We start from the raw sequence: 12,931 nt of genomic DNA, 5'->3' as shown, positions 1-12,931 counted from the left end.
GCAGCAAAGGCCCGATCAGTTCCCATTCCGCATCCGACAAGTCCCCACGATCCATGACTGCTCCCCAAAAAGAAGCCTTGAATCAGAACCTGACCAGTATGGGAATCCCTTTGTCAACACGACCTAGGCAGTTGGTCGTCATCACGAGGCGTTATCTGCCTCTGTCGCTTTCGTGGCACGGGTCTCGAGCAAGCGATTGACCCGCTGGACGTCGTCCGGCCCCAACTCGCCGGTCGCTGCCGCAAGCTGTAGCCGTGCCACAAGCATGTCGTAGACGGCCTGATTGAGATCCCGATCGGTCGAGAAACTCTGGCTCTGCGCGTTCAGCACGTCGTTCTGCGTGCGGATGCCGACCTCGCGCCCGGTCAGCGCCGCACTTTGCTGAAGCCCCGCCGAGGCCCGGGCAGTGCGAAGCGCCTCGACCCGGCGCTCACCGGTGGTGGCGGCGTACCAGGCCTGGCGCGCCTGAAGCCGCGCGTCGCGCCGGGCAGCGTCAAGGTCGTGGATGGCCTTGGTCGCATTGCTCTGCGCCTCGCGTGCCTTTGAAGCGATCGCGCCTCCCGCGTAGAGCGGTATGGTCACGCGGATGCCGGCGAAGGCAGACTGGATACGATCGGGAAGAATGCCCGACCCACTCTCACCCCCCAGACGATATTGCCCCTGATAGCCGGCGACGCCTTCCACGACCGGGCGCCCGCCGAGGCGATAGCGATCGACATCGGCGCCGACCGCCCTGGCATTGTGCTCAGCGATCTTGACCGCCGGGGACTGGCGTTCGGCCAACGCGCTCGCCCGATCCAGCGACAGCGCCAGCGCCGGGGGGGTGCCGCCCGCAGCCGGGCGCCGCAGATCGTCGGCGGAAAGACCGGTCAGTTCGGTGAAGCCGCTCCGCGCGTTGGCGAGCGCAGCTTGCGCGGCGATCCGCTGTGCTTCGGCGGCATCGCGCCGGGCTTCGGCTTCGCGCACATCGGTGATCCGGGCCCTGCCCGCATCGAAGCGGGCCTGCGCGCCGCGCCGCTGCTCCTCGGCGGCGGCGACCAGCTGCTGATAGGAGTTGCGCGTGTCCTCGCTCGCCAGTACGCCGAAATAGGCCTGCGCGACCCGCAGGATCAACGCCTGCTCCTCGCCTGAATATTGGACTTCGGCCGCTGCCGACTTCTCGTGCAGTTGGATCGCCTGCGCCCGCTTGGTGGCATCATAGATCGGCTGGACCGCCTGCACGCCGAACGTCGCGCGACCGTTGCTGCGCGTGCCCGTGAACGACGGAAGCAGATCGGCAGGCAGTTCCGCGTTGGTTTCCACACGGTTGTATTGATAGCTGCCCTGCGCCTGCACAGTCGGGCGTCCCAGCGCCTTTGCCTGCATTTCGCCCTCCTGCCCTGCGTCGCGGCTGGCGCGCGCACCGGCAATGGTCGGGTCATGCGCCACGGCGGCCTGCCATGCCTCTACCAGATCGGTGGCGTACGCAGGCGTCGCGATCAGCATCGCGGTGGCGAGAAGGAAGGCGCGGTTCATGCGGAAATCTCCTGCGGGGCGTCGCGCTTGGCCGGGCGGTCGAACACCAGTTCATAGAGCGCGGGCAGGACGACGAGGGTAAGGATGGTGGCGACCATCAGCCCGCCCATGATCGCCCAGGCCATCGGCCCCCAGAAGGTCGATCCGGTCAGCGGGATCATCGCGAGAATGGCGGCGAGCGCGGTGAGCATGATCGGCCGCAGGCGGTGGACCGCCGCTTCGCGCACGGCCTCGCGCAGGGTGAGGCCATGGGCGGACAGCGTGTCGATCTGCGCAATCAGGATCACCGAGTTACGCAGCACCATGCCGAACAGCGACAGGGTGCCGAGCATCGCGACGAAGCCGAACGGGATGCGGAAGATCGCCATGATCAGCGCCACGCCGATCAGCGCGAGCGGCCCGGTGGCGAGTACGACCAGCATCCGCTTCACATTCTGGAGTTGAAGCATCAGCAGCAGGACGATGACCATGATCGCTGCGGGCACGGCGGCCATGGTCGATTGCTGGTTGATCGCGCTCTGTTCCTCGGCGCCGCCCATAACGATCGATCCGCCCGGCGGGAGTGCCTTGCGCAGTTTCTCGACCTCGGGCGCGAGCCGCTTGGAGAGGTCCGTCGCTTGCTCGCCCTCGACATCGGCGGCGATGGTAATCGTGGGCAGGCGGTTGCGCTGGTACAGCAGGGCGGGTTCGCTCGCGGCGGAGACGCGGCCGAGCTGCGCGAGCGGGACCGGACCGTTCGCCGTGCTGATCGGCAGGTTGGCGATGCGGCCAAGATCGGTGCGTTCGCTGGTGCTCAGGCGCATGGTCACGTCGAGCGCACGGTCGCCGTCTCGGAACCGGGTCGTACCGATTCCACCGATCGCCGCCTGGAGCGACTGCTGCACCGCCTGGGTCGAAAGGCCCATGCCGCGGACCTTTTCCTGATCGAGATCGACCCGCACGACCTTGAGCGGCTCGCCAAAGTCGCGGTTCACATTGCGCGAATGGCCATCGGCGCGAACGATCGCTTCAAGCCTGGCAGCGATCGGTGCGATGGCATCGAGATCGGGACCGGTGACGCGATATTGGAGCGGCTGGCCGACCGAGGGACCGTTCTCCAGCCGGCTGACCCGGCCACGCACCTCGGGAAACTGGGTGGCGAACAGATGCTGGAGATGCGCGATGACCTCCTCGCGCGCTTCCTCGCTCTTGGTGCGCAGCACCAGTTCGGCAAGCGCGATGTCGGGCGTCTGGACGTTCAGCGGCAGGTAGAAGCGCGGCGAGCCGCCACCGACATAGGAGGTGATCGACGTGATCCGCTCGTCCCTGGCCAGCAGCGTCTCCATCCGCCTGGCCACCGCCTCGGTCTGGGCAAAACTGGCGTTCTGCGAGAGCTGGAGGTCGACCACCAGCTCGGGCCGCTCGGACGAGGGAAAGAACTGGCGTGGTACGCCCCATTGGAACAGGAACACCGACCCGACGAACAGTGCGGCGGCCACGATGACCACCGATTTGCGCCGGTCGAGACAGCGATCGAGCAGCCCGCGGAACCAGTCGTAGAAGCGACCCTCATATTGCTCCTCGGGCTCGCCCGCATCTTCGCGCGCGTCCTTGCGCTGCGGCAGGAGATGATAGGTGATGAACGGCGTGAAGATGACCGCGACGATCCATGACAGGACCAGCGCCAGCGCGATCACCTGGAACAGCGACTTCACATATTCGCTGGCGGTCGCCTGGCTCATCACGATCGGTAGGAAGCCCGCGACGGTGATGAGCGTGCCGACCAGCATCGGCACCGCCGTGACGCTATAGGCGCTGACCGCCGCCCGCGTGCGGGTCCAGCCCGCCTGGAGGTGCGTGACGACCGCCTCAACCACAATGATGGCGTCATCGACCAGCAGGCCCAGCGCGATGATAAGCGCGCCGAGCGAAATGCGCTGCAGGTCGATGCCCAGATATTGCATGCCGACAAAGGTCATCGCCAGCACCAGCGGGATGCACAGCGCCACCACGATGCCGGGCCGCCAGCCCAGCGACAGGAAGTTGACGGCGAGCACGATGAGGATCGCCTCGACCAGCGAGCGGGTGAACTCGCTGACCGATTCCGCAACGACATGGGTCTGATCGGAAACCGTGTGGATCTGCGCGCCGACCGGGAGTTCGGCCTGATAGGCGGCGATCAGCGTCCCGAGATCTTCGCCAAGCCGTTCGACGTCGCCGTCCGCGCGCAGGCTGATGCCGACCCCGACCGCATCCTGGCCGCCATGGCGCATCTTGAACGTGGCCGGATCGACCGGCCGACGCTCGACCTTGGCGATCGCGTCGAGGCGGATGCTCTTGCCATCGACCGTGATGGGCGTCGCCGCAATCTGGTCGATCACCTCATAGGCGCCGGCGACCTGTACCCGCACGCGCTCCGCACCCGCCTCCACGATGCCGGACGCATTGACCGAATTGGTGGTCTTGAGTGCATCGGTAATTGCCTGTGCCGAGACGCCCAGCATCGCGAGACGCGCGCTGTCATAGGTGACATAGACCGCTTCGTCCTGCGCGCCGATCACTTCCGTTTTGGCGACATCGGGCAGCGTCTGGATCCGGTCGCGCAGCGTTTCCGCATAGCGCCGCAGTGTCGGGTAGCTCAGGCCGTTGCCGGTGATCGCGTAGATATTGCCATAGGTCGTCCCGAACTCGTCGTTGAACGCCGGGCCGATCACGCCGTCGGGCAGGTCGGCGCGGTTGTCGGTCACGGTCTTGCGCACCTGATACCAGATGTCGGGAATGGTGTTGCTCTTGACCGTCGAGATCAGCGTGACGTTCAGCGTCGCCTGGCCCGGTCGGGCCTTGCTCTTCACATAGTCGATTTCGGGAATGTTTTCGGTGAGCACCGTTTCGATCGGCTTGATCACCTGCTGCGACATCCGCTCCGCAGTGGCGCCGGGCCAACCCACGGTAATCATCATCGTCTTGACGGTAAACTCAGGGTCTTCCTTGCGTCCGAGCGAGGTATAGGCGAGCAGCCCCGCGACCATCGAAAGCGCGAAGACGAAGCCGACCAGTTGCTGGTGCGCGAGCGCCCAGCGCGAGAGATTAAACTTGCTCATGCCCGCGCTCATGACCGGGGCACTTCCGCGATACGGACCGTTTCACCGGCGCGCAGCAGATGGATGCCCGCGGTCACGATCGTGTCGCCCGGCTTGAGGCCCGCAAGGATCGCGAGGCTGTCGCCATGGGCCGGGCCGACTTTCACGGCGCGCGGCTGCACCGTCATGGTCGCGCGGTCGAGCACCCAGGCCTGGGCACGCCCCTTGACGTCCATGATCGCAGTCAGCGGCACGAGCACGCCGCCGCGCGCGCGATCGGTTTCCACGGCAAGTTCGGCGGTTTCGCCGATGTGAAGCTCGCCGGCGGGGGCTGTGATGGCGAATTTGGCGGCAAAGGTGCGGGTTACGGGATCGGCGGCACCCGCAATACTGCGCAACGTCGCGGCGTAGCGCCGGGTCGGGTCGCTCCACAGTTTGACTGTGAAGCTGCGCGCCGAGCGGACGGCAACAAGGCCACCTTCCGGCAACGCCACGGCGATCTCCGGCCTGGCCGGATCGGCCAGCGTGACGACGGCCTGCCCCGCGCCGACGACTTGGCCGACTTCGCCCTCCACCTTCGTCACGACGCCTGCGCGCGGGGCGGTCAGCACGGTGCGGCCGAGCTGCGCGGAGGCGGTGCCGCCCTGTGCCCGGGCGGCGCGCAGTTGCGCCTGCGCCTGATCGGTCGCGGCCTTTTGCTGGTCATATTCGGCCTGCGAGATGAAGCCCTGCTTCAGCAGCGCGCGCGAGCGGGCAAGGTCTGCCGCCTGGGTGGCCGCTGCCGATTGCGCGGCGCCCGTCTGCGCGGCAGCGCTGTCGACGGCGCGCGCATAATCGCTGCCGTCGATCCGGAACAATGCCTGCCCGGCGCGGACGGTGTCGCCGGGCTCGACCGAGCGCGATATGATCCGCCCCGCGACCTGGAAGCCGAGCTGGCTTTCATAGGCTGAGCGGATATCCCCGGCATAGGTGATCGTTCCCGGGCTGGCGGCATCGGTGATCTGCTGGACGGAGACCGCCCGCCGCTCGTCCTTGACAGGCTTTTCGCCGGTACAGGCGCACAGGGCGATCAGCGCTGAGAGTGGCAGGAGGGGGGCTAGGCGCGCCATCTTCATCCCTTTGGAAAGCGGGGTGGAAGACCGGATTGGTCCTCTTTCACCCCGCCTGATGAAGCGTCCGCGCAAACGCGCCTTTCGCCCTTTGTAACAGATTGTAAGCGGGCGCTCCGGGATGGGGCGCCCGCGCGCGGCTCACCAGCGGCCGACGGTACCCGAACGGGTCAAGGTTTCGCCGCCCGGCCCGGTGTAGGTCCGTTCATAGCTTGCAGTGCCGTTGCCGCTTTTCGTTGCATTGGTCGCCACCCCCCAATGCGTGCCGTTGTTGAGCGTGCGCGTACGTGACCCCGTGAAGCTGCCCTCGGCGACCTCTCGCTGGCGCTGGCTGGTGATGCCGCGACCGCGATCGGTCTGCAGGCTGCGCGTCTCCAGGCGTTGACCGCCGCCGCGGGTAATATCGACCGTGCGGGTTACGCCGCGCCCATTGGGGCCATGGATGCCGCGGCTTCCATGAAACTGGCGCGCCTCGGCAGCGGTTGCGGCGCAGGTGACGAGGGCGGCAAGGGCCGCCGCAGCGATGCGGGATGTCGGGAACATTTCATTCTCCTGTGCGGGCAAGCCTGTGCGGCTCACCGGGACGATTGGCTTGCGGCAAGGAGATGGCGGCAATTGCCGTGCATTGTAGCCGAGTGTGAACGGCGGCCAGGCCCTTTCGATCGTCGTGACCGGCCCGGTTACAAACTGTTACCTAGCGTCACCGATGACGCAAATGGATGCGTGTACCTGCGCCTATCAAATTGGCCGCTCACTGACGGGCGAATCTCACAGGAGAGTATCCATGAAGACCTTTATGATCGGCCTTGCCATGCTGGGTCTTGGCGTGACGGTCCCCGGCGCGGCCATGGCGCAGTCCGCACCCGCCGGTGCCGCCGAAAAGTTCAAGGCGGTCGATACCAACGGCGACGGCACGCTGTCGCGCGAGGAATGGAAGGCTGCCGGTCGCCGCGATCGCGGGTTCAACTATGTCGATGCCGACAAGGACGGAAAGATCACGCCCGCCGAATTGCAGACTGCGGCCGCCAAGCGCGGCATGTGAGCCCCTAACCCCCGGGGTACGAACGATAGTTCATGATTGCCTCGGGGGTGGTTCGCTCCAATAAGCGCTGTGGGACGAAAGGGAACTGCATGGCCAGCCAAGCGCAAGCGACCAACGGCACCGTCGCGATCGTCGAGGACGATCCCGGCATCCGTGATCTCGTGCGCGTTCTTCTCGGCCGGGAGGGGTTCGAGGTGCTGGCCTTCGAAAGCTCGGCCGGTCTCGACGCTGACGGCCTGCTCGAACGGATCGATTGCCTTATCCTCGACCTGATGCTGCCGGGCGAGGACGGCCTGATGATCTGCCAGCGGCTGCGCGCGCGAATGCCGCGGCTGCCGATCCTGATCGTTACCGCGAAGGACGACCCCATCGACCGCATCGTCGGCCTGGAGATCGGTGCCGACGATTATCTCGCCAAGCCCTTCAACAAGCGTGAATTGGTGGCGCGGTTGCGATCGATCATCCGGCGCACGCGCGATGTGGTAAGCGCTCAGGCACAGACCGGCGACTCGTTTCGATTCGATGGCTGGGTACTCCGCCTTGGCGCCCGTGCGCTTCTCAATCCTGCGGGCGAGCAGGTAACGTTGACCACAAGCGAGTTCGATCTGCTCTACACGCTTCTCATGCATCCGCAGCGCGTGCTGTCCCGCGAATTGCTGATCGACTGGACGCGCGGCGGCCTTGCCAATCCGGTCGACCGGGTGATCGACGTCCAGATCGGACGCCTGCGCCGCAAACTCGGCGACGATCCGCGCGAACCGACCATCATCCGCACCGTGCGCGGCGACGGCTACCTCTTTTCACCTGACGTCGTTCGATGCTGAAATTCGGGCCGCGCCGCCTGCGCGACCGCATCGCGCTCATCGTCCTGCTCCATCTCGGCATGATGGTCGCCCTGATCGTCGCGTTCACCAGGACAGGCGATGGCCCGGTCTATCGATTGCCCGATCCAGCCAATGTCGCGCTGATCGTCGCCGCATTCGAGCGCACGCCCCCGACCTCCCACAAAGACCTGACTCGCGCCTTTTCGGACGCCAACCGGCGCGTTGCCGAAATCGCTCGGCTACCCGACATTGGCCGCGAGTCCGTGACGCCCGCGACCATCGCGCGGTACCGCGACGCGCTTGGCGGACGGCCGTTCCGCATCGAGATCATAGGAGGCGAACGCTCGATCGATCTCGAACAGCCGATCCCGCTTTCAACCCACCTCATCCGTGTCTCGGTAGCATTGCCCGATGGCCGTGCGGTCACAATCGAACAAAAGGCGCTGGCGCCGGCGGCGCGGATCTTCGGCAACCTGCTATTGTTCGTGGCGGCGATCGGCGCCGTCGATCTCCTTGTGGTCCTCTGGCTTGCTTCGCAGACCACGCGCCCGGTCGAACGCCTTGCTCGCGCGGTCCGCGAGGACCGGCTCGAGACGCTATCGCCAAAGGGCCCGCGTGAGATCATCGAGCTTAGCGGTGCCTTCCAGCAGTTGCGGCGCCAATTGCGCGAACTGATCGACGAGCGCACCCGGATGCTGGCCGCGATCGCGCATGACTATCGCACCTATCTGACCCGGCTCGAACTGCGCGGCGAGTTTATCGAGGATGCCGAGCAGCGTCGCCTCGCGTCCAAGGACATCGAGGAGATGCGCGACCTTCTGAGCGACACGCTTACCTTCGCGCGCGAATCCGTCGCCCATGACATGCAGCATGCGCGCAGCGACCTCCGTCAGGAACTGGCCGAAATCGCTGCCGAGCGCCGGGCACGCGGCGAAGATGTCGCCATCGATGCGATCCCGCGGCCCCTGTTCGTAAAGGCCTCGCACACCGCGATCCAGCGGATGCTGGCCAACCTTCTCGACAATGCCATGCGCTATGGCGGGGGGCGTGCGTTCGTGCGCGTCCATACCGATGGACGAGTCGTCCATATCCTCGTCGAGGATGAGGGCCCCGGCGTACCCGCCGAGAGCCTAGAGCGCCTGATCGAGCCGTTCGAGCGGCTGGAGCCCTCGCGCGCGCGCAAGACCGGCGGGGTGGGGCTCGGCCTCTCGATCGTGCAGGCGCTTGCCCACCGCTATCAGGGCGAACTCCGCATCGAAAATCGCCGGAAGGGCGGCTTTCGCGCGATCCTGTGCCTGCATCTGGCCAGCGAGCACCGCACCCGCACCTGATACAATGCTTTACATGGCGCCTGATCGGCTGTTGCACGGCGTCCTTATAACAGTCTCATCGAACAACGGAGCCTGTTATGCCTCTCCTCACCTCCAACAAGCCCCCGATTTTCCGCCTGATCGCATCGGCTGCCAGCACCGCCATCACTATGATCATCGTCCTCGCCTTTTGCCCGCCGCCAGCCAACGCCCAGGTCGCGGTGCGTCATAACAGCCATGACGGGCGCATCGTAGATCATCGCTCGACGACGGTGCGGACGCCCAATGCCGTGATCCGCCACTCGAACACCTTCGTCGATCGCGGCCGCCCCGGTTGGTGGCGCGGGCATTCGGGCTTCGCGGGCTATGCCGGCCCGCGCCGTGGCCATTTCTTCGCGCCCGGCCACGGCTATTATCCGATCCCGCGCGGCTACAGCCACACGACCTGGGTCGTCGGCCGTCCCTATCCGCCGGCCATGCGCCGCTATGTCGTCGTCACCCCCGCCAGCTACGGTCTGGCGCCCGCACCCGCCGGCTATGGATGGTATTATGGCGGCGCCAATTTCGTGCTGGTCGCGCTGGCTAGCGGCATGATCGCCCAGTCGGTCGCCGGCGGCTGGTGATCCGAGATACCGGCATCGCTCGTTCCCCCCTGAGCGTGCCGGCAACCTGCCGGTCAGCCCCCTGACTGTCCGGCACGATGCGGTGCGGGCTTGCCCCCAAGCGCCCCGCCTCCGGGAGGTCCGCGCCGCATCGATTTTTCCTTCATTCGGAAAGTGCCCCCATGATCGCTCGCAATGCCATCATCGCCCTGACGCTCGTCTCGCTGACGATCCCGACCTCCGCGTCGGCGCAATCCACCCTTTATCCCGAACGCATCGGTGCCGAGACCGCGCGCTATTATCGCGGGCAACCGGCGGTATCTCTGCGCCAACCCACCGGCACGATCGAGGTTCGCCCGGTCCGCGTCGAGAAGGGCAAGGCCATGTTCGCGCTCGCAGTTTTCAACGAAGGCGACCAGGCAGCCAATTTCGGCATCGAGAATATTCTGGCCAGTGTGAATGCCATTCCGGTTGGCCTGCCCACCTATCAGCAGCTTGTGGCGGACGCTCAAGACAGGGCGCACGGGGCAAGGATCGGCACCATGCTTGCAGCGGGGGCGCTGGCCGGGATCGCCTCGACCACCTCGAATCGCGGAACCTATGTCCGCCATATCAACGGTCCCAGACGCAGCTACACCAGAGTGATCCACTGGCGTAACGACACGCCAGCGATTCTCGGCGCCACGGCGGCGATCGCGGGCGGCGCCATGGCAATGCGCGGGATCGACAGGAAGCTCGATTATACGCTCGACCAGCTCGACGCCGAAATCCTGCAGACGACGACCGTCGATCCGGGCAGCAGCTTCGGTGGCCTGATCGTGGTGCCGATCCCGAAGGATCGCGGCTTCTATGGCCAGATCCAGCTGACTGTCATGTTCAACGGCACGGCGTACCCATTCGCATTCCGCCTGACCCCGCCCGGCGCGCCGCCGCCTGCGCCGCTGCCCGCCACCGCGCTCGACGACAGCATCCCGCCGGCACCGCCCGTCGTGCCAGAGCGTTGAGGGGGCTGGCCATGGCTCGCTCGATATTCGCGCTCGCGGTGCTTCTCGCCGTGGTTCCGCTTGCCGGTTGTGCGAAGACCACGGTCGGCTCTCTGGCCATTGCTTCCGCGCCGATCCGCCAATCGGCCCCGACGTCACTGGCGATCGTCGTCACGGTCGCGCCGGAACTAGGTGCGGATGATAACGTCGTCAGTGCCGCACACCGTTTGCGGGAGGCACTGCTCGCTCGCTATCGCAAGGCGGGGCTTCCGGTGTCGGTCGCATCGCCGGCGGCCCCTGTGCTGAGCAGTGCCATGGTGCGGGTCGAGATAAGTCGCGCCGATCCTGGCAGCCGGCTGGAGCGCATGCTGATCGGGTTCGGGGCTGGACGGTCCGCGCTACGGACCGAGACCTGCTTGGTACTGGCCGGCAGCAGCAATGTCGCCATGGCCTTTTCAACCACCACGAAGAGCGGTCGCAAGCCCGGCCTGGTGTTACCCGGCGTCGTGGCTGCGGGCACTGGAGAACTCATAGGGCTGGCAGTAGGCGGCGGCACCGGCTTGCTGGCCGAGGCAGGCGGCGGGCTTGATCGTTCGGCCAAACGTGCCGCCAACACCATCGTGTCGCAGACCCGCGACTTCTACCGCTCCGCCGGCTGGCCTTGGCCGTCCGACTCCTCGGCCGCGCGCAGAAACTGAATTGCGAGCTATCCTCACACACGTCGACCGAGTAGCGCCGGTCAAAACATGCGGCAGCTGCCTGCGCAGGCGATTGCACGTCAGGTCGGCATCTCGTCGCCTTTGAATTATTGTCGGCGGCTTCCGTCAGGATCAGACATTCACGGACGCAGAATTCAATGACCTACTTTGGTCGTAAGCGGGCATCTACACATTACGGTATCCCGGCGCCGTCGCTCACAGAGGTTCTTGTTTGGTCCCGGTGTTTAATGGTGCATTATTCAGCCAGGAATGGAAGGATGCGCTATGGGACAGATTTTACATGGAAGCGCCCGCACAACAGCGGCAGTCCGTCGAGCGATACAACATAGTCAAGAGAGCCTGAGGGTCCTGGCGAAGCGGCACGGCATCAACCAGAAGACCGTTGCGAAGTGGAAGAAGCGCACCGCGGTCAAGGACTTGCCGACCGGTCCGAAGGATGCTCATTCGACAGTACTGAGCATTGAGGAGGAGGCGATCATCGTCGCCTTCCGCAAGCACATGCTGCTGCCGCTCGATGACTGCCTCTACGCGCTTCAGGCGACGATCCCGCATCTGACCCGCTCGTCCCTGCATCGCTGCCTGCAACGGCACGGGATCAGCCGATTACCCGAGGTGACTGGCGACAAGGAACCGAAGCGCAAGTTCAAGACCTATCCGATCGGCTACTTCCACATCGACATCGCCGAGGTGCAGACCGCCGAGGGAACCCCTTCGGCGCCGGACTTCGACCACAGAGATCTGATCCCCATCCGAAGCCATGACTTCCATTGAAGCCGGCATGCGTGTCGACGGGACGATCGACCGCGCGCTCAACGTGCTGCGCGAGGCGGCTGCCGAGAAGGCGAAGACGCAGACGCGCGGCGTCGCCCTCGCGCTCTGAGTGCTGCGGGGCCGCTGCCCCGACGAATGGCTCGTAGCCTTTTGGGAAGCGGCTGGATCAGATCACGACATCGGCCGCAGCCAAAGCCTCCACGCAGCCTACAACGGTATAGTTCGCCACGTCCGATCGAAAGGACGCATCTCGAATTAAGGCCGCAATCGGCCCTACTTCATCGCGCGCGCAGCAACTTGATCGCTTTTGATGGAGAACGCTCTCATAGCGACCAACACCGGCAAAAGCTCTTGCCCAAGATCAGTTAGAACATACTCAACCCGGAGCGGTTTTTCATGGAAGTCAATTCGGTGGACAAGTCCATCTTCTTCAAGTTCACGAAGATGCTGGGTCAGCATCTTTTGGGATATGCCTGGAAGATCCCGTCTCAACTCAGACGTGCGTCGCGTGGGATCGGCGTACAGCCGAAACAAAATGGGTAGTTTCCACCGGCCTTGAATCATCCGCATAACGCGGCTCACATTAGCGACCGCGCCGTCTGGTCCCAAGCATTCGTCTCGAGGTGCTCCCTTCATAGGCACCTTTAAGTGCGTACTTGCTTCAGTCTGCATCTCTAACGACCTGTAATCCCATCAGGTGCGAAGATGGGTAATCTGCGATGGATTTGCAATTGAGAGGTAGGGTGGCGCTCGTCACCGGTAGCAGCAAGGGCATTGGCGAAGCGATTGCTCGCACCCTTGCTCGAGAGGGAACGACAGTGGTCATTCACGGTCGTGATCGCGCGCTCGCCGAGGAGGTAGCCGGAGGCATCCTAGGGTCAGGACCCATTGATTTGAGGTAGCGATTATGATTCAGGCGACCGTGAAGGAGCCTGAATTTGAGCGATTTATTCTGGCTGACGGACGAGCAGATGGCGCGTCTTCAGCCCTATTTCCC

11 protein-coding genes and 2 pseudogenes are annotated in these 12,931 nt (G+C 65.1%); 8 read left to right on the top strand and 5 right to left on the bottom strand.

The genetic code is table 11. The features are described 5' to 3' along the window. Positions 1 to 141 precede the first annotated feature (141 nt). The 4 genes from KYX69_RS22215 to KYX69_RS22200 form a co-directional block, all read right to left on the bottom strand. Positions 142 to 1,515, bottom strand: coding sequence for a TolC family outer membrane protein (locus tag KYX69_RS22215; RefSeq protein WP_300501548.1), 1,374 nt, complete (start codon positions 1,513 to 1,515; stop codon positions 142 to 144). Next, positions 1,512 to 4,595 (bottom strand): efflux RND transporter permease subunit, encoded by a 3,084-nt coding sequence (locus tag KYX69_RS22210; RefSeq protein WP_300501547.1) that lies wholly within the window; start codon positions 4,593 to 4,595, stop codon positions 1,512 to 1,514. The genes KYX69_RS22215 and KYX69_RS22210 overlap by 4 nt, the downstream gene beginning before the upstream one ends. An 8-nt stretch (positions 4,596 to 4,603) precedes the next feature. After that, positions 4,604 to 5,683: an efflux RND transporter periplasmic adaptor subunit gene (locus KYX69_RS22205; RefSeq protein WP_300501546.1), complete on the bottom strand. Its 1,080-nt coding sequence runs from the start codon at positions 5,681 to 5,683 to the stop codon at positions 4,604 to 4,606. A 141-nt stretch (positions 5,684 to 5,824) separates the two neighbouring features. Then, positions 5,825 to 6,226, bottom strand: coding sequence for a hypothetical protein (locus KYX69_RS22200; RefSeq protein ID WP_300501545.1), 402 nt, complete (start codon positions 6,224 to 6,226; stop codon positions 5,825 to 5,827). A 241-nt stretch (positions 6,227 to 6,467) separates the two neighbouring features. Between KYX69_RS22200 and KYX69_RS22195 the strand changes: the two genes are divergently transcribed. From KYX69_RS22195 to KYX69_RS22165, 7 genes and pseudogenes are all read left to right on the top strand, one after another. Next, complete coding sequence (locus KYX69_RS22195) at positions 6,468 to 6,725, top strand: hypothetical protein (RefSeq protein WP_300501544.1); 258 nt, start codon at positions 6,468 to 6,470, stop codon at positions 6,723 to 6,725. 89 nt (positions 6,726 to 6,814) lie between these two features. Further along, positions 6,815 to 7,549: a response regulator gene (locus tag KYX69_RS22190; RefSeq protein WP_089221260.1), complete on the top strand. Its 735-nt coding sequence runs from the start codon at positions 6,815 to 6,817 to the stop codon at positions 7,547 to 7,549. Beyond that, positions 7,543 to 8,880, top strand: coding sequence for an ATP-binding protein (locus KYX69_RS22185; protein ID WP_300501543.1), 1,338 nt, complete (start codon positions 7,543 to 7,545; stop codon positions 8,878 to 8,880). The genes KYX69_RS22190 and KYX69_RS22185 overlap by 7 nt, the downstream gene beginning before the upstream one ends. Positions 8,881 to 8,957: 77 nt before the next feature. Then, positions 8,958 to 9,482: an RcnB family protein gene (locus tag KYX69_RS22180; protein ID WP_300501542.1), complete on the top strand. Its 525-nt coding sequence runs from the start codon at positions 8,958 to 8,960 to the stop codon at positions 9,480 to 9,482. A 161-nt stretch (positions 9,483 to 9,643) separates the two neighbouring features. Continuing rightward, the gene (locus tag KYX69_RS22175; protein WP_300501541.1) at positions 9,644 to 10,465 is read left to right on the top strand and encodes a hypothetical protein; all 822 of its coding nucleotides are present in this window, start codon (positions 9,644 to 9,646) and stop codon (positions 10,463 to 10,465) included. 11 nt (positions 10,466 to 10,476) lie between these two features. Further along, positions 10,477 to 11,142 carry a DUF4410 domain-containing protein gene (locus tag KYX69_RS22170; RefSeq protein WP_300501540.1) on the top strand — a complete coding sequence of 222 codons (666 nt, stop codon included), beginning with the start codon at positions 10,477 to 10,479 and terminating at the stop codon, positions 11,140 to 11,142. 285 nt (positions 11,143 to 11,427) lie between these two features. Next, positions 11,428 to 11,868: pseudogene (locus tag KYX69_RS22165) on the top strand (IS481 family transposase); the annotation flags it as partial. Between the two features lie 339 nt (positions 11,869 to 12,207). Here the strand turns inward: KYX69_RS22165 and KYX69_RS22160 are convergent. Next, complete coding sequence (locus KYX69_RS22160) at positions 12,208 to 12,498, bottom strand: helix-turn-helix domain-containing protein (RefSeq protein WP_300501549.1); 291 nt, start codon at positions 12,496 to 12,498, stop codon at positions 12,208 to 12,210. A 155-nt stretch (positions 12,499 to 12,653) separates the two neighbouring features. Here KYX69_RS22160 and KYX69_RS22155 point away from each other — a divergent pair. Continuing rightward, positions 12,654 to 12,797 (top strand): annotated as a pseudogene (locus KYX69_RS22155) (SDR family NAD(P)-dependent oxidoreductase); the annotation flags it as partial. Between the last annotated feature and the right edge of the window lie 134 nt (positions 12,798 to 12,931).

It is taken from the genome of Sphingomonas sp. (assembly GCF_030145815.1).
Lineage (GTDB): Bacteria > Pseudomonadota > Alphaproteobacteria > Sphingomonadales > Sphingomonadaceae > Sphingomonas.
Note: the sequence above shows the minus strand (reverse complement) of the source record. Positions and strands in the feature narration are given on the sequence as shown.